Source organism: Streptomyces rectiverticillatus (genome assembly GCF_013394065.1).
GTDB classification, from domain to species: Bacteria; Actinomycetota; Actinomycetes; order Streptomycetales; family Streptomycetaceae; genus Streptomyces; species Streptomyces rectiverticillatus.
The window spans coordinates 762164-782844 of record NZ_CP040752.1 but is presented as its reverse complement, the minus strand read 5'-3'; the positions used below and the strand labels follow the sequence as shown (position 1 = coordinate 782844).

Annotated in this window: 18 protein-coding genes and 1 tRNA gene; 8 read left to right on the top strand and 11 right to left on the bottom strand. The window is 73.5% G+C overall.

The window, feature by feature from the left end:
• Positions 1-90: 90 nt before the first annotated feature.
• Complete coding sequence (locus tag FGW37_RS03030; protein ID WP_179079625.1) at positions 91-888, bottom strand: endonuclease/exonuclease/phosphatase family protein; 798 nt, start codon at positions 886-888, stop codon at positions 91-93.
• A 244-nt stretch (positions 889-1132) separates the two neighbouring features.
• Between FGW37_RS03030 and FGW37_RS03025 the strand changes: the two genes are divergently transcribed.
• Positions 1133-1921 carry an alpha/beta fold hydrolase gene (locus tag FGW37_RS03025; protein ID WP_246430238.1) on the top strand — a complete coding sequence of 263 codons (789 nt, stop codon included), beginning with the start codon at positions 1133-1135 and terminating at the stop codon, positions 1919-1921.
• A gap of 23 nt (positions 1922-1944) precedes the next feature.
• On the opposite strand, the gene FGW37_RS03020 is transcribed toward FGW37_RS03025, so the two are convergent.
• Positions 1945-3003: a methyltransferase gene (locus FGW37_RS03020; RefSeq protein WP_179079624.1), complete on the bottom strand. Its 1059-nt coding sequence runs from the start codon at positions 3001-3003 to the stop codon at positions 1945-1947.
• 143 nt (positions 3004-3146) lie between these two features.
• Positions 3147-3995 carry a class I SAM-dependent methyltransferase gene (locus FGW37_RS03015; RefSeq protein WP_179079623.1) on the bottom strand — a complete coding sequence of 283 codons (849 nt, stop codon included), beginning with the start codon at positions 3993-3995 and terminating at the stop codon, positions 3147-3149.
• Positions 3996-4113: 118 nt separating this feature from the next.
• Between FGW37_RS03015 and FGW37_RS03010 the strand changes: the two genes are divergently transcribed.
• Both FGW37_RS03010 and FGW37_RS03005 read left to right on the top strand, forming a co-directional pair.
• Positions 4114-4683, top strand: a complete 570-nt coding sequence (locus FGW37_RS03010) for a helix-turn-helix domain-containing protein (protein WP_179079622.1) — start codon at positions 4114-4116, stop codon at positions 4681-4683.
• 163 nt (positions 4684-4846) lie between these two features.
• On the top strand, positions 4847-6136 hold the full coding sequence (locus FGW37_RS03005) for an MFS transporter (RefSeq protein ID WP_246430237.1): 1290 nt from the start codon (positions 4847-4849) through the stop codon (positions 6134-6136).
• Positions 6137-6160: 24 nt separating this feature from the next.
• On the opposite strand, the gene FGW37_RS03000 is transcribed toward FGW37_RS03005, so the two are convergent.
• Entirely contained in the window at positions 6161-7150 is a 990-nt protein-coding gene (locus FGW37_RS03000; protein ID WP_179079621.1) for a winged helix-turn-helix domain-containing protein, read from the bottom strand.
• A gap of 193 nt (positions 7151-7343) precedes the next feature.
• Here FGW37_RS03000 and FGW37_RS02995 point away from each other — a divergent pair, with 193 nt between their 5' ends.
• The gene (locus tag FGW37_RS02995; protein ID WP_246430236.1) at positions 7344-8594 is read left to right on the top strand and encodes an alpha/beta hydrolase family protein; all 1251 of its coding nucleotides are present in this window, start codon (positions 7344-7346) and stop codon (positions 8592-8594) included.
• An 18-nt stretch (positions 8595-8612) separates the two neighbouring features.
• Here the strand turns inward: FGW37_RS02995 and FGW37_RS02990 are convergent, their stop codons facing one another.
• Positions 8613-10358 (bottom strand): helix-turn-helix transcriptional regulator, encoded by a 1746-nt coding sequence (locus FGW37_RS02990; RefSeq protein WP_179079619.1) that lies wholly within the window; start codon positions 10356-10358, stop codon positions 8613-8615.
• A 161-nt stretch (positions 10359-10519) separates the two neighbouring features.
• Here FGW37_RS02990 and FGW37_RS02985 point away from each other — a divergent pair, with 161 nt between their 5' ends.
• Positions 10520-11206 (top strand): esterase/lipase family protein, encoded by a 687-nt coding sequence (locus tag FGW37_RS02985; RefSeq protein ID WP_179079618.1) that lies wholly within the window; start codon positions 10520-10522, stop codon positions 11204-11206.
• On the opposite strand, the gene FGW37_RS02980 is transcribed toward FGW37_RS02985, so the two are convergent.
• The 3 genes from FGW37_RS02980 to FGW37_RS02970 all read right to left on the bottom strand — a co-directional run bounded on the left by FGW37_RS02980 (position 11196) and on the right by FGW37_RS02970 (position 15493).
• Positions 11196-12383 carry a hypothetical protein gene (locus FGW37_RS02980; RefSeq protein ID WP_179079617.1) on the bottom strand — a complete coding sequence of 396 codons (1188 nt, stop codon included), beginning with the start codon at positions 12381-12383 and terminating at the stop codon, positions 11196-11198. The genes FGW37_RS02985 and FGW37_RS02980 overlap by 11 nt on opposite strands.
• Positions 12384-12523: 140 nt before the next feature.
• Positions 12524-13861 carry a phosphatidylserine decarboxylase family protein gene (locus tag FGW37_RS02975; protein ID WP_218650566.1) on the bottom strand — a complete coding sequence of 446 codons (1338 nt, stop codon included), beginning with the start codon at positions 13859-13861 and terminating at the stop codon, positions 12524-12526.
• Between the two features lie 75 nt (positions 13862-13936).
• Complete coding sequence (locus FGW37_RS02970) at positions 13937-15493, bottom strand: MFS transporter (protein ID WP_179079616.1); 1557 nt, start codon at positions 15491-15493, stop codon at positions 13937-13939.
• A 126-nt stretch (positions 15494-15619) separates the two neighbouring features.
• Here FGW37_RS02970 and FGW37_RS02965 point away from each other — a divergent pair, with 126 nt between their 5' ends.
• Positions 15620-16627: an Lrp/AsnC family transcriptional regulator gene (locus FGW37_RS02965; protein WP_179079615.1), complete on the top strand. Its 1008-nt coding sequence runs from the start codon at positions 15620-15622 to the stop codon at positions 16625-16627.
• Between the two features lie 311 nt (positions 16628-16938).
• Here FGW37_RS02965 and FGW37_RS02960 read toward each other — a convergent pair whose 3' ends face one another.
• The gene (locus tag FGW37_RS02960) at positions 16939-17880 is read right to left on the bottom strand and encodes a MurR/RpiR family transcriptional regulator (protein WP_179084475.1); all 942 of its coding nucleotides are present in this window, start codon (positions 17878-17880) and stop codon (positions 16939-16941) included.
• Between the two features lie 157 nt (positions 17881-18037).
• Positions 18038-18355, bottom strand: coding sequence for a hypothetical protein (locus tag FGW37_RS02955; RefSeq protein WP_179079614.1), 318 nt, complete (start codon positions 18353-18355; stop codon positions 18038-18040).
• Positions 18356-19078: 723 nt separating this feature from the next.
• Here FGW37_RS02955 and FGW37_RS02950 point away from each other — a divergent pair.
• Complete coding sequence (locus FGW37_RS02950; RefSeq protein WP_179079613.1) at positions 19079-19891, top strand: SDR family NAD(P)-dependent oxidoreductase; 813 nt, start codon at positions 19079-19081, stop codon at positions 19889-19891.
• A 108-nt stretch (positions 19892-19999) separates the two neighbouring features.
• Here the strand turns inward: FGW37_RS02950 and FGW37_RS02945 are convergent, their stop codons facing one another.
• The gene (locus FGW37_RS02945; RefSeq protein ID WP_179079612.1) at positions 20000-20419 is read right to left on the bottom strand and encodes a DUF7144 family membrane protein; all 420 of its coding nucleotides are present in this window, start codon (positions 20417-20419) and stop codon (positions 20000-20002) included.
• Between the two features lie 178 nt (positions 20420-20597).
• Here FGW37_RS02945 and FGW37_RS02940 point away from each other — a divergent pair.
• Positions 20598-20671: transfer RNA gene (locus FGW37_RS02940), tRNA-Lys, on the top strand.
• Positions 20672-20681 lie beyond the last annotated feature (10 nt).

Below are 20681 nucleotides of genomic sequence, written 5' to 3'. Positions count from 1 at the left end.
GACAAACCCCCGTTCCCGTCCCCCGCGCGCTGCTACCGTTCCGCGCGCGCATGGAGGGTGGCCTGTTTCCTCCGGGCGGCGTGCCGCGGCTCAGAGCTCGACGAGGGCCTGCACCGGGAGGTGGTCGCTCGGGAAGCGGCCGTCCTCGGAGTAGGTGTTGATGCCGGCCCGGACGGTGCGCACCGACGGCGAGGCCAGGATCCAGTCGATGCGGTCCCCGTCCGGGACCAGGGGCCGGTAGCCGTGGAACGTCGCGTACTGCGGGCCGCGCTCGGCGGCGGTGTCCCAGGTGTCGGCCAGGGACCCGTCGCCGAGCAGCGCGTCGTAGACCGGGTTGCCGTGGGCGGGGACGTTGAAGTCGCCGGTGACGATCCGGGGGAGGGCCGGGTCGAGGGCCCGCAGCCGCTCGCCGATCAGGGCCGCGCTGCGCTCCCGCGCGTACTGGTGGAGGTGGTCGAGGTGGGTGTTGAGGACGTGGAAGCCGCCGCCGGTGCGCCGGTCGGTGAACCGGACCGCCGTCGCCATGCGGACGATGGTGTTCCCCCAGGTGGCCGAGCCGATCAGGGCGGGCGTGTCGGACAGCCAGAAGTGGTCGAACTCCTCGGGCGCCAGCCGGAGCGTGTCGTAGACGACCGCACCGAACTCGTCGCGGCTCCCGCCGTGCCGGCCCAGCCCGATCCACGCGTAGCGGGGGCCGAGATCCTCGGCGACGTCGCGCAGTTGCCGGTACAGGCCCTCCTGGGTCCCCAGCACGTGGGGCCTTGCGTCCCGCAGCAGCCGCCGCATCACCGGGCGCCGCTCCGACCAGGGGTGGGGACCGGTCTCGGAGGCGTACCGCAGGTTGAACGACATCACGCGCAGCCGGGGCGGCGAAGCGGGAGCGGACATGGTGCCTCCTGGTCGGGAAGGTCCGGAAGGTCCGGAAGGGCCAGGAGATCCTCCCGGCCGGACGGGAGAGAGGCAAGGGCGGAAGCGGACTTCTGCCGCGGTCCGTGCTGTACCCCCGTGCCGTGCGTTCTCGTGATCCGGGTCACGGAAGGGCCGGGTGACCGGGCGTCACGAGGAGGATGTCAGGGAGGAGGCCACCGGTTCGGACATGCCGGGCCGGGCCGGGAGTGAAGGGACGTGCGCTGTGCCGTACGCCGTGAGCGCGGGCGGGGTCCGCATCGCCTACCGGGCCGGGGGCGAGGGCTCCCTTCTGGTCCTGCTGTCGGGCCAGGCCTGCAGCCACCACTGGTGGGACGGCGTCCGGGACGACTTCCACGCCGCCCACCGCACCGTCACCCTCGACTACCGGGGCACGGGGGAGAGCGGCAAACCCGACGAGCCGTACAGCATCGAGGGGTTCGCGCGGGACGTGATCGCGGTGCTGGACGACCTCGGTGCCGACCGGGCCCACGTGTACGGCACGTCCATGGGCGGGCGGGTCGCCCAGCTGCTGGCCGTCCGTCACCCGGAGCGGGTCCGCGCGCTGGTGCTCGGCTGTACGTCACCGGGCGGCCCGCACGCCGTCGAGCGCAGCGACGACGTGCGCAGGTCGCTGGCCCGGCCGGGGCCCGCGGCCGTGCGGGCCCTGCGCGAACTGATGTACACCCCGGCCTGGCTCGCGGCCCACCCGGGCCCTTCGCCCACGCTCGGCGACCCCGCCATACCGGCCCACGCCCGGCGCCGGCACCTGGCCGCCAGCAACCGGCACGACGCGTGGGACGCGCTGCCCGGCGTCACCGCGCCCACCCTGGTGGTGCACGGCAGCGACGACCTCCTCAATCCCACGGTGAATGCGCACCTCCTCGCGGACCGCATCCCGGGTGCCCGGCTGCACCTGATCCCCGGGGCGCGGCACGCCTATTTCGAGGAGTTCCGCGCCACGGCGGGCCCGCTCGTCCTGGACTTCCTCGCGGAGCACGAGCGCACGACGTGACGGGCCCCGGTGCGGGGGAGGGGTCAGGCCGGGACCGCCTCGATGAGGTGGAAGGCGTTCGGGCGCGGCAAGGGCGTGATGGAGTCCAGGCGGAAGCCTCCCCGGGCGCACAGGGCGGCGAAGTCCTCGGCGGTGCGTTCCCGGCCGCCCACCGTGACCAGCATGTTGAGGTCGCTGAGGTAGGTCAGGTCGGTGTTCCCGGCGGGCACGGTGGGAGGCAGGACCGGCTCGACGATCAGGAGGGCGCCGCCGTCCGGGACGACCTTGCGGATGTGGCGCAGAATGGTCGTGCACTGCTCGTCGTTCCAGTCGTGGATCACGCTTTTGAGCAGGTAGAGGTCCCCGCCGGGAGGGGCCGAGGCGAAGAAGTCGCCGGTCTCCAGGGAGACCCGGTCGGTGAGGCCGTCGCGCGCGAGCCGCGCGGGTGCCTGGGCGAGGCCCTCGGGGGTGTCGTAGAGGATGCCGCGCGGCCGGGGGTGCGCGCGGAGGACCGCGGAGAGCAGGGTCCCGTCTCCGCCGCCCACGTCCACCACGGTGCCGAAGCGGCCGAAGTCGTAGTGCCCGGGGACGGCCCCGGCGGCGAGCTGCGTGGCCTGGCTCATGGCTGTGTTGAACTGGGCGGACAGCTCGGGCCGCTCCCGCAGGTAGCTGAAGAAGTCCGTGCCGAAGGCGGTGTCGAAGGTCGTCGCCCCCGTCCGGACGCCTTCGTCCAGCAGCTCCCAGCCGCGCTGCAGCGAGGGGTCGGTGAACATCCGGGCCACGGCGGTCATCGCACCGGGGACGTCCGGGCGCAGCAGGTCGCCGGCCGCCGTGGTGGCGAAGGTGCCGGGCGCCTTCTCGGTGAGCAGCTGCAGGCCGGCCAGTGCCCGCAGCAGCCGGTGCGTGGCCTGCGGGTGGGTGCCGAGCGCGGCGGCCAGCCCGTCGGCCGTGCACTCGCCGCCGCCTATGCGTTCGAAGACGCCCAGCCGGACGGCGGCGCCCAGCGTCTGCGTGGCCATCTGGCCGAAGACCAGCTGCGCCACGGTGTTGCGCTCCTGCCAGCCCGCCGGTGCCTGCCCGTCGTCGTTTCCCGTCGTGGTCATTGCGGCCCTCCCGTCATGGCGCCTTCCGGCACCCGTCAACGATCGTGCGGCATGCCGGGGCCGGTGGCGCGGGGGCGGCCCGATCGCCCGACATTCAACTTAGGTAACCCTAAGTTGAATGTCGGGCGATCGGCAATGCTCCCTCAGTTGCCGTCCTCCGGGCGCAGGCCGAAGTGCACCGTCTTCGCGGTCAGCAGGAACAGGTCCGCACGCCGGTCGATCCCCGCCGGGTCGGCCGGGTCGAGCAGCCGGTCGAGCGTCGCCGCGTCCCCGGCGTCCAGGAGCTCGGTGCACATCCTGCGCTGCCGCTCCAGGGACTGCCGCACCGACTGCCGCGTCCGCTCGTCGAGCGGTGCGGGGCGGTCCACGAGGAAGGTCTTGCTGCGCACCTGCGCGAGCCCCGCGGCCCGCAGCATGCCGGGCCAGTCCTCGACCACGGCGACGGATCCGGGCAGTTCGTCCCGCATCCGGCTGAACCGTTCCGCCATGGCCACGTCCAGCCGGGCCTGCAGGCCGGGCCGCCCGAAGCCGAGGTCGCGCGGCAGCGAACGGGCCCGCATCTCACCCTCGACGACGGCCAGCACACCCCCGGGGGCGAGCAGCCCGGCGAGCCGGCCGAGGGCGTCCTGCTGGTCGCCGACGTGGTGCACCACCTGTGCCGTCCACACCAGATCCGCCGACCCCAGGCCGTCGATCCCCTCGGGGAACCCGGCCGCCCTGGTCCCCAGCCGGACCCCGAGCCGGCCGGCCCGCTTCTCGGCGCGGGCCAGCAGCTCCGGCGAACCGTCCACGGCGACGACCTCGGCCTGCGGGAACGCCTGCGCCAGGCGGCAGGCCGCCACCCCCGGGCCGCTGCCGATGTCGAGGATCCGCCGCGGTGCGCCGCCGGTCAGCTGCCGCAGCTCCTCGACGGCCTGCTGTACGTAGGGGCCGTGCGCCTCGCCCTCGAGCTCCAGCATGTCGGCCAGTGCCGCCCAGTCGAAGTCGTTCACCGGATGTGCTCCCTCGGCTCGTCGGCCGGCTCCGTCGGCCGGCTCTTCCCTCTGGCGCAGACTGTGCGGCCGGATGGCGATCCTTGACAAACCTTGTTGCTGTTTCTGCAATAGGGGCATGGAAGAAGTGCTCGCCGCCGTCGGCCCCCGTCTCAAGAACATCCGCCGGCAGCGTCAGTGCACCCTGGCCGCCCTGTCGGAGGCGACCGGCATCTCGGTCAGCACGCTGTCCCGGCTGGAGTCCGGGCAGCGCAAGCCGAGCCTGGAGCTGCTGCTGCCCATCGCGCACGCCCACCAGGTCCCCCTCGACGAGCTGGTCGGCGCGCCGCCCGTAGGCGATCCGCGCGTGCGGCTGAAGCCCGTCCGGCGCGGGGACTCCACGGTGGTGCCGCTGACCCAGCAGCCGGGCGGGCTGCAGGCGTTCAAGATGGTCATGGGCACCTCACGCAGCCGCCCCGACCTCCGCACGCACGAGGGCTACGAGTGGCTGTACGTGCTCGGCGGCAGGCTGCGGCTGGTCCTCGCCGAGCACGACATCGTCCTCCAGGTGGGCGAGGCCGCCGAGTTCGACACCCGGGTGCCGCACTGGTTCGGCAGCACCGGGGACGCGCCGGTGGAGGTCCTCAGCCTGTTCGGACCCCAGGGCGAGCGCATGCACGTCCGCGCCAAGCCCTCCGGCCAGGCCTGACACCGGCACAGGCCGGGCTCGACGTCTCCTCAAGCACCGGCCGCCAGACTCCGGGCCGTGACGCCTGCGTACGTACGGCCGTGACGTCCGCCGCCGCCCGCAGCCCGCCGGCGGCGATGCCGCGGGCCGCCCCGACACCCCCGTACCCCTTGGAGACCTCCCCGTGCGCTTCTTCGCCGACGTCACACCCCTGCGCCGCTCCGCGGACTTCCGCCGGCTGTGGTGCGGGAACACCGTGTCCTGGATGGGCCAGCAGATGACCGCGCTCGCGGTCTCCCTGCAGGTCTACGCGATCACCGGCTCCACGTTCTCGGTGGGCCTGGTCGGCCTGTGCTCCCTGGTCCCGCTGATCGTCGCGGGCCTGTACGGCGGAGCCGTCGCCGACACCGTCGACCGGCGGGCCCTCGGCCTGGTCAGCGCGTCCGGCGCGGCGCTGCTGTCCGTCGTCCTGGCTGGCGCTGCGCTGCTCGGACTCCGGCAGGTGTGGCTCCTGTACACGGTCGTCGCCCTGCAGTCTGTCTGCTTCGCGATGAGCACCCCGGCCCGCAGCTCGATGATCCCCAAGCTCCTGCCCCGGGAACAGCTCCCCGCCGCCAACGCCCTGTCCTCCCTGACGACCAACCTCGGCCTCATGGGCGGCCCCATGCTCGGCGGCGCCGTCGTCGGACTCTGGGGCTTCCAGGCCGCCTACCTGATCGACGTGGCCGCGTTCTCCGCCTCCCTGTACGCGATGTGGCGCCTGCCGTCGATGCGTCCCGAGCCGGCGGGGGTCACGGGGGCGGGCGGTGCGGCCGGTGCGGCCGGGGCGCCCGGTGCTTCTGCGGACCGGCGGCCGCAGGGGCGCGCCTCCGTACGGGGCGGCCTGCGCTTCCTCGTCACCCGCCCCAACCTGCGCATCACGTTCCTGGCCGACCTGGCCGCCATGGTGCTGGCCCAGCCCCGAGCGCTCTTCCCGGCCATAGCGGGACTCTGGTACGGCGGTGACACGAAGACGGTCGGCCTGCTGGTCGCCGCGCCCGCCGTGGGAGCGGTGCTGGGCGGGCTGTTCTCCGGCTGGCTCGGCCGGATACACCGGCACGGACTCGCCGTGCTGCTCTCCGTCGCCGGCTGGGGAACGGCCGTCACCGTCTTCGGCCTGACCCGCAACCTCTGGCTCGGCCTGCTCTTCCTCGCCCTGGCCGGATGCGCCGACAGCATATCGGCGGTCTTCCGCACCACCATGCTCCAGGCGGCCACCCCGGACGACATGCGCGGCCGCCTCCAAGGCGTCTTCATCGTCGTGGTCGCGGGCGGGCCCCGGCTGGGCGACTTCCTCGCGGGGTCCGCCGCGGACCTCGCCTCACCCTCCTGGGCCGTCGTCGGCGGCGGCCTCGCCTGCCTGGCGGCGATCGCGTTCATCGCGGCCCAGTGGCGCAACTTCGCGCGCTACGACGCGCGTTCCCCTCAGCCGTAGGACCAACCCGGCCGTGCACGCGGCTCAGCCGGAGAACCGGCCCGCCAGCAGGCCTCCGAGCGCCGTGCGCCGGTGCAGCACCGCCCGTCCGGCCCGGACCGTCGTGATCAGACCCGCGTCGCGCAATGCGGCCGCGTGGGCGGAGGCGGTGGCGTTGCTGACGCCCACGCGCCGGGCCAGGCCGCTGGTGGTGTGCTCCTGCGCGAGCGCGAGCAGGATGTCGGTCCGGGTCCGCCCGAGCACCCCGGCCAGGGCGTCGTCCGCGCCTGCCGTACCGCCGCCCGTTCCCCCTGCTCCGTCCGGCGCGAGGGGCAGGCCGGGACCGGCCGGATAGGTCAGGCCCAGGGGGCCGCCGGGCAGATCGGCGAGGACAGGAGGGCCGTTCCAGTGGAACGTGGGCAGGAGCAGGAGGCCGCGCCCGTGCAGCCGCACCTCCCGCTCGCCGGGAGCCTCGATCTCCCAGACGTCCCCGCGCAGCCGGGCGCCGGGGACGAGGCCGGCGAGCGCGGCGCCGGTCCCGTGCTCGGCCACGGCCAGGGCGTGCCGGGTGAACTCGGCCCGGTGCAGGTCCTGGACCAGGGGCCACACGGGTCGCAGGACCGTCTCGAAGGCCGTGTGCTGGGCGTGGCGGATCAGCTGCCGGGCACCGGCGTCACCCCGGTGCAGCTCGCGGATCCACGGCGGCACGGGGGCGGCGTGCCCGGCGTACACGCGCTCGATCTCGGAGCGGACCAGCTCCGGGCGCGCGGCGAGCACACTGTCCAGCGCGTCCTCCAGCGTGTCGCTGAACACGTCGAGGAAGCCCGGCGCCGCTCCCGCGGGGACGAGGTCCCCCAGCGGCTCGGCGGAGGCCGGCAGGGAACGCAGCAGCCGCTGCCGCCAGCGGCCGAAGAGCAGCTGGTCGTCGCGGCGGAACACCATCATGAACGCCGCGTTGAGCTCCTGCAGCGGAGCCGGGCGGGGCGCGAACCGGACCCGCGCGAAGTCGGCGGCCGTGAAATGGATCCGGATCACTACTCTCCCCGGCGCCGCAGCGCCATCGTTTCGGGCAGGGCCTGAACGATCGACCGCGATCCCCGCCGGGCACCAGCATGCAGGCGTGCCCCTGCCATTCACGCAGGGGGCCGCCGGGCGCCACAAGGGCCGGCGTCACAGTGGGCACCAGGGGAGAGCCATGCGTCAGCACAGAGTTCGTGAACAAGCCGGGGTGAGCCGTCGGGCCGTCACCAGGTCGGCCGTCCTGGCCGCCGCCGCCCTGCTGCTCCCGGGAGGCCCCGGCGGGATCGGCGGGATCGGCGGCACCGGCGGGGCCGTCGCGCAGGCGCGGGCCGCGGCCGGCCTCACCCTGCGGCTGCCCGCGCCGACGGGCCCGTACCGCACCGGGGTCACCACGCTGTACCTCGTCGACCGCTCGCGGCCCGACCCGTGGGAGCCGGGCATCCCCGTCCGGGAGGCGATGGCCACCGTCTTCTACCCGGCGCGCACCGTCCGCGGCTTCCCGGTCGCCCGGCAGATGAGCGCAGGCGCCGCCGAGTCCTTCGGGCTGGGCGGGCGCAGGGTCCACCCGGAGCTGCCGGAAGCCGGTGCGGACTGGTCGGCCACCATGACCCACTCGCACACGGGCGCCCCCGCACAGGCCTCGCGCCGGCGGCCGGTGCTGCTGTACAGCCCCGGCGGCGGCGATCCGCGCACCATGGGCACCGCGCTCGCCGAGGAACTGGCGAGCCACGGCTACGTGGTGGTGACCGTCGACCATCCCGGCGATGCCGGTGAGGTGGAGTTCCCGTGCGCCCTGACCGGACGGGAGACGGTCCGCCCGACGGTGCTGCGCGACGACCCCAGGAACCACCCGGAGCTCTTCCGCACCCTGATCGACACCCGTATCGCGGACACCCGCTTCGTCCTGGACCGGCTGGCGGAAGTGGCGGCCGGACGGAACCCGGACGCGGCCGGGCGCGCCCTGCCGGAACACCTCGGCCGTGCCCTGGACCTGCGGCGGGTCGGCGTCTACGGGCACTCGGCAGGCGGCACCACGGCCGCGGAGACGATGTACGAGGACCGGCGCATCGGCGCCGCGGTCAACCTGGAGGGCTACCTGGACCGGGCGCCGGAGACGCCCGGCCGGGCGGGGGAGCTCTATCCGGTCGCCCGGCACGGGTCGGACCGGCCGCTGCTCCTGCTGGGCACGGACGGCTTCCCCGGCAGGCAGGAGCTGGAGGCCTCCTGGCGGGCGGTGCTCGCCCGCTCGGGAGGGCGCGCCCGCCGACGGCAGCTCGACGGCGCCGCGCACGGGGTGTTCACCGACTACGCCGCGCTGGCGCCCCAGTTGCAGGCCGCCGGGCTGATGACGGCGGCGGGCCGGGCCTCGCTGACCGGCCCGGCCGGTCCCGAGCAGTCGGTGCCGGCCGTGCGCCGCCACGTGCTCTCGTTCTTCGCTCGCCACCTTCCGGTGCGCTGAGCGGGCACGACCCGGAGGTCACGGCGTCCCGTTCCGCACGGCGGACGGCGGGCCGCCGCCGAACGAGGCCAGCGCGTGGACCAGTTCCACCCGGGAGCGGACCCCGAGCGCCGCGAAGACGTTGCGCAGGTGGTGGTCGACGGTCCGGTGGCTCAGCGCGAGGAGGGCGGCCACCTCGCGGTTGGTGCGGCCTTCGGCCACGTGCCGCGCCACCCGCAGCTGCTGGGGGGTGAGGCCGGCCGGGCAGCGGGGGCGGGGGACGCCGCCCGGCTCCGCCTGGCCCGCCGCCCGCATCTCCTCGCGGGCCCGCTCCGCCCACACGTCGGCTCCGCACGCCTCGAACAGCAGCATGGCGCCGCGCAGGTGCCCGCGGGCGTCGGCCGGCCGGCGCAGGCGCCGCAGCGCCATGCCGAACACCAGCTTCGTACGGGCCTGGGAGAACTCGGAGCCCACCCGCTCCACCAGCGCCAGCGCCCGGTCGAAGCAGGGGTCCGCCGTGGCCGGGTCCGCGGTGGCGGACAGCACGGCCCGGCAGTGCAGGGCCACGGCCCGGGCCCGCTGGTCGCCGTTGACCGCCGCCCAGTCCTCCAGGGTCCGCAGGATCAGCCGGGCCTGGCGGCAGGCGCGCTTGCGCGCCGGGGCCGGGAGTTCGGCGACGGCGAGGGCGACGGCCTCCACGAAGGAGGGGATGACCCGCAGGCGCCAGGCGAAGTGATGCACTCCCGACTCGCCCAGGACGAGGGGGCGCAGCCGCTCGACGGCCTCCCGCGGCTGCTGGTGCGCGAGGTCCAGCCATCCCAGGCTCCACGTCGCGATCAGCGCGGGGACCATCAGGCCGTGGGCCTGCGCCGTGCCGAGCGCCCACCGGGCGTGGTCGCGGCAGGCGGCGGCGTCCCCGCGGATCGCCGCGGTCATGGCGAGCGTGCTGCGCAGCTGCGCCGCGGCGTTGCTCCGGCCGGCGGCGAGGGCGGCCTCCAGGCCCCGCCCGGCGTGGGACGCGGCGCGGGCGTAGTTGTCGGCGACGAGTTCCACCAGCGCGAGGAGGCCGAGGAGTTCCGGCGTCGCCCGCTGCGGCGCTGCGGCCCGGGCCAGGGCGCGGGTGGCGAGGTCCCGGGCGTGCGAGACCTCGCCCAGCATGAGGGCGGCGCGGCAGGCGTGGACGAGTGTGTGCGTACGGCCGTCCGCCGCGGGCACGCCGCCGGACGCCGCGCGGAGCAGCGGGACGGACAGGGCGTGTTCGCCGCGCAGGGCCGCGGCGATGCCCCGGTAGTAGTCGCGCACCACCGGGGGCGCCGCGGCGTGGCCGCCGATGCGCTCGGCGGCCCCCGCGTATCCGGTCCGGTCGCCCGCGGTCCAGCTCGCCTCCGCGGAGTGGAGGAGGGCGGCGAGCTCCTCGTCCGTGCGGTTCGCGTGCCGGAACAGCGTGGCGGCGAGGCGCAGGGCTTCGCGCGCGTTGATCACTTCGCCGGTGCGCAAGGAGCGCAGGCCGCGGACGAGTTCCTGCTGCCCGCGGGCGGCGGAGGCGGCCTTCCGGCGGACGGACAGCGTGCGCAGGACCGTGGCGCGCCGCGAGAGCCCGGCGAGCCGGGCGTGGTCCGCGGCCGCCACGAGGAGCCGGTCGCGCGTGCCGTCCTCCTCCGTGCGCCCGGCGGCCCGCAGGAGGACGGACGAGCACCGTACGTGCAGGCGCCGCGTGGTGCCCGCTCTGCCGGCGGCCGGCCGGGGACGGGAGCGAGGAGGACGTACGGCCTGGGAGTCGCGCACGGTTGCTCCTCGTCGTTCCGGGGGCGGCGGAAAAGGAGTGCGTTGCCAGCAAGTTACCCGCAAGTAAAACCACCGGGTAGGCGATTTCGCCGATGCGTGGCCCCCCGATGCGGACGCATGCTCTCCGCAGCCGCTCGGCAGACCACTCCCTGGAGGACCGTATGCGAAAGATCAGCCGTGCCCTGGCCCTGACGGCAGCCGTGGCCGCCCTCCTGACGACCGCGCCCGCCGGCACCGGCACCGCCGAGGCCGCCCCCGCGCGCACCCCCGTCGTGTTCGTCCACGGCTACCTCAGCGACGCCGTGATCTGGGACTCGGCCCGCACCGCCTTCCGCAGCGCGGGCTACCAGGACGGTGAACTCTTCTCGTACGCCTACGACTTCCTCGCCTCGAACGAGGCGAGCGCCCGCGGGCTGGCCGGCTTCGTCGCGAAGGTGAAGAAGGACACCGGGGCGCAGCAGGTCGACATCGTGAACCACTCCATGGGCGGCCTCGTCTCCCTCTGGTACGCCAAGGAGCTGGGCGGCGCCGCGGACATCAAGCACATGGCCTCGCTGGCGGGGAGCAACCACGGCACGTACACCGCAGGGCTCTGCACCGTGGTCTCCCCCTCCTGCCGGGAGATGACGCCCGGCTCGGCCTTCCTCGGCAGACTCGCCTCCGGCGACGAGACGCCCGGAGCCGTCGACTACCGCACCTGGTACTCGCCGTGCGACGGGGTGATCAACCCGTTCACGAGCACCGTGCTCGACGGCGCGGTCAACACCCTGCTCCCGTGCGTGACGCACCTGGGGTTCCTGACCGACGAGGGGCTGCTGTCCCAGGTGGCCTCCTACCTCAAGGCTTGATCCCGTCGGGCTCGTAGTTGGTCAGGACGCAGCCGTCCACCACCGCCTTCTCGGAGCGGTAGCCCTGCGGGGTGGTGAAGCCCGGCCGGCACTCCAGGCGGAAGAACTGCTGCTGGTACAGCCCGAACCGGGAGGAAGGGTCGTTGGTCTCGATGGCGACGTTCCCGCCGAGGAGCAGCACGCTCTTCGTCGCCTTCGGCCGGCCGCCGTTCTCCTGGATCTCCTTGAGCTGGACGGCCTTGGCGCGCGACTGCAGGGCGGCCATGTCGTCGACCTTGTCGAGCCAGACCAGCCCGTGGGCGCGCTGTGCGCCCCCGGGCTGCCCGCACAGTCCGCGCTCGCCGACGCCCCATCCGGCCGGGTCGCCGTCGATGAAGGGCTCGTAGTCGATGGACCGGATGGCGACGGTCTCCGGATCCGTGGAGAAGCGCTTGCAGTCGACGCTGGACGCGATCAGCTTCCTCAGCTCGGAGAGGCTGCCGGCGCTCGGCAGGCCGGGGTTCGCCGGTGGCTTCTGCCGCCCGTCCTGCGAGGCCCCGGGTTCCGGACTTCCGGCGCCCGCGCCGTCCGCCGTGTGCACGAAGTCGCTCAGCACGCAGTGGTCGACGAGGGCCTTCTCCTTCTTGTGGCCCTCCGGCACGCCGAACGTCGGGTTGCAGGTCAGGACGCGCATGCCGGACTTCGCGAGCGCCCGGGCCGTCGTGGCCGAGGTCGGCTCGGCCACGAAGTCCTTGCCGACGAGGACGCGGCTGTACAGGCCGTACTCCGGCTCGCCGGCGGCGATCTTGTCCATGACCTGCTTGTGGTAGGCCTCCTGGAACTTCTTCATGTCCGGCGTCAGGAAGATGCCGGTCGCGCCGTTCTCGCGCAGGTCGCTGCAGACTCCGAGCCCGGTCACGGACCCGCCGACGCTCTTGACGCTGCTCGACCGCAGGCGCACGTCGTCCGGGCCGCCCGTCGCCAGGTTCTCGCAGGAGGTGTACTGACGGAGGTACTTCTGTGCGTCGGCCGTCGAACCGGCCGACGGCGGTCCCGCCTGCGGGGCGGGGGCGCCCGGCCGCGCGGGCGTCGTGACGCCACCGGCCCGGCCGGGTTCCGGCTTGTCGTCGCACGCGGTGACCGCGGAGAGGGCGATGAGGGCCGCTGCGGCCGCGGCGAGGGTCTGCTTGATGCGCATGCGGGGCTTTCGTCGGTGGGAAGGAGCGGAAAACTCCCAGGGGTGTGGCATGCGCATGCTAGTCAGCTGATCCGGTTCGTCGCGTACGGGGCCCGAGCCGGGCGGCGCCCCCGCCTGCGGGGCGGGGGCGCCGCTCAGGCTCACTTCGCGGTGGCGATCCGCCCGTTGACGAAGACCGGGGCGCCGTCGTCGGCGTGCTCGATCGTGTTGCCCGGCACCGTGAAGCCGACCTTGCCCGGCTCGAAGACCAGGCACATGCTCGACCCGCCGTAGCTGAAGTAGCCGAGCTCGTCGCCCCTCGTGACCTCGTCGCCCACGCTGACGCTGAACCGCACCGAGGAGATCTCGGTGATGCCGACCGGGATGACGCAGACCTGGCCGATACCGGGTGTGGTGCTCTCGATGACCACCAGGCCGCGGGTGTTGACGTTCGCCTGATAGCCCTGGGAGAGCGTGCCGGCGCTCTCGTCGACCTTCTCCATCTTCAGCTCGCTGAACATCAGGCCGGGGACGAGCTCGACGTGCTTGACGACCCCGTCGACCGGGGCGTGCCAGCGGTGGTAATCCGCGCCGGAGAGGAAGGACTGGAAGACGTCGCCCCCGGTGAACCGCTCGGTGTCCGCATAGCCGTTGAGCATCCGGCGGAGCGAGTACGGCTGGCCCTTGACGTCGAAGATGTCGGCATCCAGCTGAACGTCCGACACGTACCGCACCACCGACCCGTCGTTGGGCGAGACGACGGCCTTCGGGTCCTCCTTGGCCCCGTTGGGGCGGAACTCCGGCTTGATGTGCCGGTGGAAGAACGCGTTGAAGGAGGCGAAGCCGCCGTAGAGGGCACCGGGGTCGGGGATGACGAACTCATACAGCTTGTTCTGCTCGGAGGCGGCCTGGCAGAGCCAGCCGTCGGGGCCCTCGTTGAGGACGTAGCGGCTCTCCGGGCTGTCCAGGAATCCGCACCACACCGTCAGGATCTTCCGGAGCGCGTCGTTGAAAGGCTCGTTGCGGAAGGCCTCCCAGCCCGCGTCCGTCGCCATCATGTAGCAGAACAGGGCGGACAGGGGGAAGAAGACGCGCTCGTTCGGGTCCAGGCGGTACTCGGGCGCGGTCACCGTGATCTCGTCGAGGCAGTTCAGCATCTCCTCGATGTTCCTGACGTGCTTGTGCTGATGCTCCGGGTCGAGCTGCTGGGCCTGCTCGATCATCAGGTTCACGAGGTCCCGGAGGGGCTTGTCCCGTTCGAGCAGCTCCGCCAGCTCCTGGACGACGGGGACGTGGCCCGCCGTCCGCTGCCGCGCCCTGGCGACGAACTGTGTCAGCCACGCGTCCACGGCCCTGCGGTTGCGCGGCAGATATCCGGCCGCGCGGCCGAACGAGTTCTGGTACCGCGCTTCGAGCGCTGCCGCTGTGCCGGGCTTGACCATGGTCGTCCCTTCGTCGATCGGACCGTTGCACGGCGCCGCACCGGCGTACGAAGCCACGTGCTCCGTACGCCGGTTGCGTGTGCCGAATGCCCGACCGTAGCGGGCCGTTCCGGGGCGCCGCAGGAGCCCGAATCAGCCGCGGGCCGCCGGGACGGGCGGCGCCGCCTGCGCCTGCTGCGGCCGGGCCGCGGCGGGGGCCGGGGCCGGGCCCGCGGACCGGCGGACGAGGGCGAGCGCCACCAGCCCGCCCAGGACTCCCAGCACCCCGGAGACGAGGAACGTCTGCCGCAGGCCGGCCGCGAAGGCCTCGTGCACCAGCTGCCCGATCAGATCCCGCTGCGCGGGGCCGGCCTGGGCGACGACCGCTGCGGCCTGGCCCCCCGCCAGCGCATCGGCGGTCGCGGACGGGTCGGCGACGGCCCCGGCCCCGTGGTCGCGGAGCGCGCCCGCCAGCCCGGCGTGGAAGACCACGCCGAGGACGGCGATGCCCAGGGCGTTCCCCAGCTGGCGCGCGGTGTTGACGGCGCCGCTGGCCATCCCGGCGCGCTCCGGGGCCACGGAGGCCATCGCCGCGGACGCCAGCATGGGCGTTGCGATGCCGACGCCGATGCCGGTCACCGCGAGGCCCGGTACGAGGGCGGTCCACGTCGAGCCCGCGTCCACGGTCGCCTGGAGGAAGGCGCCCGCACCGATCAGCAGCAGCCCGCCGCCGACGGTCCAGCGCGGCGAGACGTCGTGCAGGAAGCGCCCGGCCAGCGACGCGACGACGAAGGCGGCCGCACTCATCGGCAGGCAGGTCAGGCCTGCGGCGACCGGCCCCATGCCACGGACGGACTGCAGCCACAGCGAGGTGTAGGCGAGGTAGGAGAACGCGGCGACGGACAGCAGGACCGCGGCCGCCATGAGGCCGGAGAAGGACGCCCGGCGGAACAGCGTCAGGTCCAGCAGCGGCTGCTCGCGGCGCGTCTCGATCAGCAGGAACGCGACCAGGGCGGCTGCGGCGAGCCCGAAGACGCCCAGGGTCGCGGCCGAGGTCCAGCCGTAGTCGCTGCCCTTGATCAGCGCGTACGTCGCGCCGCCCGCCGCCACGGTGAAGGCGGCCAGCCCGGGCACGTCCACCCCGCGGCCCCGGCGGGGCGCCGCCGCGGCGACGAACCGCAGCGTCATGGCGATGGCCAGCACGCTGATGGGCAGGTTCACGAAGAAGATCCAGCGCCAGTCCAGGTGCTCGGTCAGCAGACCGCCCATGACGGGCCCGGCCGCCGAGGCGGCTCCGCTGACCGCGCCCCAGGCGCCGAACGCCACGCCCCGGTCCCTGCCGTGGTAGATGCTGCTGATCAGTGCCGTCGTCGTCGCGAGCATCGCGGCGCCGCCGACGCCCTGGACGCCGCGGAAGACGATCAGTGCCTCCGGGCCGGTCGCCAGGCCGCAGGCCAGCGAGGCGAGGGCGAACAGGGCGAGGCCGGCCACATACACCTGCCGGTGGCCGGTGCGGTCGGCGAGGGAACCGACGCCCAGCAGCAGTGCGGCCAGCGCGAGCGCGTAGACGTCCATCACCCACTGCAGGTCCGCGAACGAGGTGTGCAGGCTCCCGGCCATGTCGGGGAGCGCCACGACGACGATGGTCACGTCCACGAGCAGCATGAACGTCCCCAGGCACACCGCCACGAGCGGCAGCCACTTACGCATGTTCCATACCTCCGGAGGGTGTTGTCCGACGAGGACCGAAGGTCGCATCCGCTGGCTGTTTCTCAGAACTCAGGGCGGGTCCGGTGACGGAATCCGGTGTGAAGTAGCCATGAAATGATGGAAAGCATGAGCCATGACGAGCAGACGTTCGACCTTCTCGACCGGCAGCTGGTGCAGGCGCTGATGGTCGACGGCCGGGCCGCCTTCAGCCGCATCGCCGCCGTCCTCGGCGTCACGGACCAGACGGTGATCCGCCGCTACCGCAGGCTGCGCGGCGCGGGCCTGCTCCGGGTGCTCGGCCTGCCCGAGGGCGAGCGCGTCGGCCTGTACGAATCGCGGCTGCGCATCCAGTGCGTCCCGGGAGCGGCCGTCGACATCGCGGAGGCGCTGGCACGCCGTCCGGACACGGGATGGGTCAAGATCTACTCGGGCGGCACCGAGGTGGGCTGCCTCGTCAGCTCGCGCACGCGCGAGGACCACGAGGGGCTCCTGCTCCGCAAGCTGCCGCGCACCCGGCAGGTCACCGGCGTCACGGCGCAGACCATGCTCTACGAGTACACCGGCGGCGCGAACCGCCGCTTCGGGCGGGACGAGCTGACCGGGGAGCAGATCGCGGCGCTTGAGCCCGCACCGGCCGGCGGGGAGGGCGCGGACGAGGACGTCGTCCGGCTCGACGACGCCGACTACGCGATGCTGGCCGTGCTCGCCCGGGACGGCAGGGCGGGCTACCCGGAGCTCGCCGGGGCGGCCGGCCGGTCGGAGTCCACGGTCCGGCGGCGCATCGAGTACCTGCGGGGAAGCGGCGCGCTCTCCTTCGACGTCGAGGTCCACTCCGTCCACCTCGGCTACGCGATCGAGGCCGGGATCTCCGCCACGGTCGCGCCGAGCGAGCTGGCGGCGGTCGGCCGGGCGCTCGCCCGCCATCCCCAGGTGCCGTTCGCCGCGGCGGTGACCGGTGCGGCCAATCTCGCCGCGTCGGTGATCTGCCGCGATCAGCGCGACCTGTACCGGTACATGACCGAGGGCATCGGCGCGCTGACGGCCGTGCACCGGCTGGAGGTCCTCCCGGTGCTTCGGCACGTGAAGAGGGCGGGGCTGCTGAGCGACGGCAGCAGGCTCTTCGACGCCCCGTGAGGGCGGGTGCCCGTCGCCCCGTGAGGCGGGTGCGAGGGGTGTTGCCGGCGGTCCCGGCCCAGGGGTAGACCGGGACCACCGGGGGTGTCCGAGGGGAGCGGACCACCCGAACGGAACGCACAGGGCCGATGAGGAGGGTCTCGTCCCTGGTGTTCGCCCACATTGGCGCCGCGGGTGCTCACCGTCGTGAGCGCTGCAGGCCCGGGTGCCACAGGAAGTAAATATATTTACTGCCCAGTAAGCAAGAGTATGAAAATTTTCATTCGATCCGGAGCCCGGTCCGGGCGTGAAAGTCCCGGTATCGGTGGGCGTCAGTCGTCGAGGAAGAAGTCGTGCTGCTCCGCCGCCTGCTCGTACTTTTCCAGCCGCATCTGCGTGCGCTCGGGATCGGCGTCGGCCATGGCCTGGAGGATCGCCGCGGAGAGCACCCCCGGCGCCGCGTACGAATCGAAGACCAGGCGCGAGCCGGTGCCGGCGGTGAGCGCCACGTCCGCCTCCTCCACCAGGGGCCCCAGGCTCGCGTCCGTGATCAGCGCGACGCGCAGGCCCGTGCTGCGGGCGGCCCGCATCGCGGCCAGCATCTCGTTGGAGTGCCGCGGCATCGCGAACGCCAGCACCCACGTGCCGCCCGCCTCGCGCGACTGGAGCAGGGCGTCGTAGGCGACGCTGCCCCCGCGCGAGACCAGGCGCACGTCCGGGTGGATCCGCTTCGCCGCGTACGCGAAGTACTCCGCCAGCGAGACGGAGATCCGCAGGCCGAGGATCGTCAGCGGGACCGACCTGGCCAGCTCGCGGCCGATCTCGAGCACCTGGTCGGTGTCCGTGAACGCACGGCGCAGGCTCTCCAGGTTCCCGATCTCGGCGTCGACCGCCGCCTGCAGTTCGTTGCGGCGGTCCTCCTCCCGCGCGCCGGGGGAGCCGGCGACCGCGCTCAGGGCGATCGGCTGCAGCGCCTCGCGGAGCGCGGGATACCCGCTGAAGCCCACGGAGACCGCGAAGCGGGTCACCGACGGCTGGCTCACGCCCACGCGGTCCGCGAGGTCCGTGATCGACAGGAACGCGGCCTCGGTGAGGTGGTCGGTGATGTACTGCGCGATGCGCCGCTGCCCGGGAGACAGCCGGTGACCGCCGAACAGGGCCCGGACCTTGTCCGCGGGGAGCGGATCCGGGACGCGGGGCCGCTGCCCCGGCCCGCCGGGCTTCCCCGGTGTGATCGCGGACGCCTGAGCGCGCGCCTGCTGCCCTGATGGCACCGGTGTGCCTCGTTCTCGTCCCACGGCGCTCAACATAGCTGAAGCGCCGTGGGGGCCTGCATCAATCGGCCTTCTCACCGCGGCTGCGGTGATCTTAAGGTCCGGCCGGGGAGAGGGGGCGCCCACACATCGCGGTGCCCGGGAGCGGGGAGGGTGATCAGCGGGAGCCGAACTTCACGCTGGCGAAGCGGAGGCTGCGGGGGGCGTCCCGGCCGGGGGAGAGGCGCAGCGCCTGCTGCTTGCAGGTCTTGTCGGTGTAGAGGGCGACCGGAACCCCCGTGCCGTTGTGCGCGCCGCGGGCCTCGTCGCTCATCGTCAGGCACCGGCCGTCCGGCGGGTTCTGGATGTAGAACGGGGCGCCTTTGGGGCCCGCCCAGGAGAACCAGCCCTTGGCGGCGACCGCCGATCCCGTGGGCAGGGCCAGGGCGAGAGCGCATCCGGCGAGAGCGACGAGCGCGGGGCGGATGAAGCGCATCACTGATCCTTCCATTCGATTGCAGAGGAATGCACAGGAAATGCACGAAATGTCTTCACAGAGTGAACGACGCCGGGCGCCGATCGACACGCACGCCGGCGGAAGCGTCGACTGGCAGCGGATAGCGAGGTCCTGCGGACCTGGATCCGCCGCGACGTCATCGACCGGCGGGCCCGGGCCCGCCTCGGCGCGCAGATGGCCGAGCGCTCGGCCCGCCGTGTCTGCGGCGGACGCCCGCGTGAGCACCAGCATGGCCGTCACGTACCGGGCCCGGTTCTCCGCGCCCGCATCCGTCATGAGGACCACCTTGGGCGTGAGCGTCACCGGCGCGCATCCGCTGTCGTACTCAGTTACGAAGCGGGCCTGCGACGGAGGGGCCGCCTCCCGACGGCCTGTCAGGGGGGCGTCAGGAACGGGCGCCGGTGCTTGCGCCCGTGCTCACCGCGCCCTTGGATGATTGACGTGAACAACCACCTGCGCCACGACGACCGGCCGCCTCATACGGCGACGCCCGGCACCGTGCGCCGTGTGCTCCCGGTGCGCTAGGCGCCACCGCTCTCCACCGAGCCGACGCGCCCTGCGCGCAGTCGCACACCGTCACCTTCCTCTTCCCGGCCGCTGACCGGCGCGCGCTGCCGCGCCCGTCGCGGCGCACCCGCTCGCACGGCGGTCCCGTCATCCGGCGGAACACCGCCGCTTCACCCGTTCCCGGAGTGGATCACCATGTCTTCTGCTGTCTCGCCCTCCCCCCGGACCGTGCTGGTCACCGGCGCCACCTCCGGCATCGGCTGGGAGACCGCCCGGCTGCTCGCCGGCCGGGGCGACACGGTCATCGTCCACGCCCCGGACCAGGCCTCCGGCGACGACGCCGTCGCCCGCCTGGTCGCGTCCGGCGCCGACACCCTGCGGCTGCGCCTCGCCGTCGCCGACTTCTCGCGCCTGGACGAGGTCCGCGCCATGGCCGCGCGCATCGCCGACGAGCACCCGGCCCTGGACGTCCTCGTCAACAACGCGGCCGTGGCCGCGCCCGAGCGGCGCGTGCTCACCGGCGACGGGAACGAACTCTCCCTCCAGGTGAACTTCCTCGCCGCCTACCTGCTCACCCACGAGCTCGCCGGCCCCCTCGGCGCCCGCCCCGGCAGCCGCGTGATCAACGTGTCGTCCTCGATGCACCGCACCGCGTCCATCGCGTGGAACGACCCGCACCGGGGCAAGCGCTACTCCCGCCTCGCGGCCTACGCCCAGTCCCAGCTGGCCCTGACGATCTTCGCGCGGGAAACGGCGCCCTGGACCGCGGTCAGCGTGCACCCGGGCGTCTGCAACACGGCCCTGCTGCCCCTGTACGCGCACGAGGGCGACTCCGCGGTCGACGGCGCCCAGCGGGTGGTGCGCCTGTGCGACCCGGCGACCGAGGTCGTCCCCGGCGCCTACTACGACCGCACGGCGCTCTCCCCGGCCGCCCCCGTGGCCATGGAGGACCGCACCGTCCGCCGCCTGTGCAAGCTCGCCGACCAGCTCGTGGGCAAGTCCGTCTGACCCGTCCGACCCGTCTGACCCGTCGCGGATGCCTTGGGGATGCTCTGGGGAGCGCCCAGGTTCGTTCGCCTCCGGACGGCCCGGCCTCGCGGCCGTCCGGAGCGGCTCTCAGCCGCCCGCAACGTCGTCGTCCCGGACGACGCACAGCCCCCAGATGACGAGGGCGCACAGCGCGATGGCCACGATCGACCACAGCGGGTAGTACGGAATGGACAGGAAATTGGCGATCAGCAGCAGCGCCGCGACGACCACGCCGAGGATCCTGGCCCACAGCGACACCCGGAACAGGCCGACGCCCACCATCAGCGCCGCGATTCCGAGGAACAGGTGGATCCATCCCCAGCCCGCCAGACTGAATTCGAAGACGTAGTCCGGCGTACTGACGAAGACGTTGTCATGGACGATGGCCATGATCCCCCGGAATATATCGACGAAGCCCGCGATCAGCATCATCACGGCCGCGAACAAGGTGAGCCCACCGGCAGCGGCCTGGGAGCTCTCCGAGCGCGGATGGAGGGTGGATGACATGGGACTACCTCCCTTGCCTGTACGACAGCCCGTAGGACAGGCGGACCCTCACCTCCATGGTTTCCTCATCCCCCGTCGCTGTCCATGCGGGGAGCTCCTGCCGGCCGCCGGTTTCCCGCTGGTCAGCCCGGTCGGCCGGGTCGGCGCGCCCGCGAAAGTCATGTAATATTCATGTCGCGCGCCGCTAGCTCAGTTGGTTAGAGCAGCTGACTCTTAATCAGCGGGTCCGGGGTTCGAGTCCCTGGCGGCGCACAGTGAAGCC

What these genes read in the sequence shown, in the direction of transcription:
- FGW37_RS03010 (WP_179079622.1), top strand. Translation starts at nt 4,114, where the DNA reads ATGGAAGAAGTGCTCGCCGCCGTCGGCCCCCGTCTCAAGAACATCCGC.
- FGW37_RS03020 (WP_179079624.1), bottom strand. Translation starts at nt 3,003, where the DNA reads ATGACCACGACGGGAAACGACGACGGGCAGGCACCGGCGGGCTGGCAG.
- FGW37_RS02985 (WP_179079618.1), top strand. Translation starts at nt 10,520, where the DNA reads ATGCGAAAGATCAGCCGTGCCCTGGCCCTGACGGCAGCCGTGGCCGCC.
- FGW37_RS02980 (WP_179079617.1), bottom strand. Translation starts at nt 12,383, where the DNA reads ATGCGCATCAAGCAGACCCTCGCCGCGGCCGCAGCGGCCCTCATCGCC.
- FGW37_RS02965 (WP_179079615.1), top strand. Translation starts at nt 15,620, where the DNA reads ATGAGCCATGACGAGCAGACGTTCGACCTTCTCGACCGGCAGCTGGTG.
- FGW37_RS02945 (WP_179079612.1), bottom strand. Translation starts at nt 20,419, where the DNA reads ATGTCATCCACCCTCCATCCGCGCTCGGAGAGCTCCCAGGCCGCTGCC.
- FGW37_RS02950 (WP_179079613.1), top strand. Translation starts at nt 19,079, where the DNA reads ATGTCTTCTGCTGTCTCGCCCTCCCCCCGGACCGTGCTGGTCACCGGC.
- FGW37_RS02955 (WP_179079614.1), bottom strand. Translation starts at nt 18,355, where the DNA reads ATGCGCTTCATCCGCCCCGCGCTCGTCGCTCTCGCCGGATGCGCTCTC.
- FGW37_RS03030 (WP_179079625.1), bottom strand. Translation starts at nt 888, where the DNA reads ATGTCCGCTCCCGCTTCGCCGCCCCGGCTGCGCGTGATGTCGTTCAAC.
- FGW37_RS02970 (WP_179079616.1), bottom strand. Translation starts at nt 15,493, where the DNA reads ATGCGTAAGTGGCTGCCGCTCGTGGCGGTGTGCCTGGGGACGTTCATG.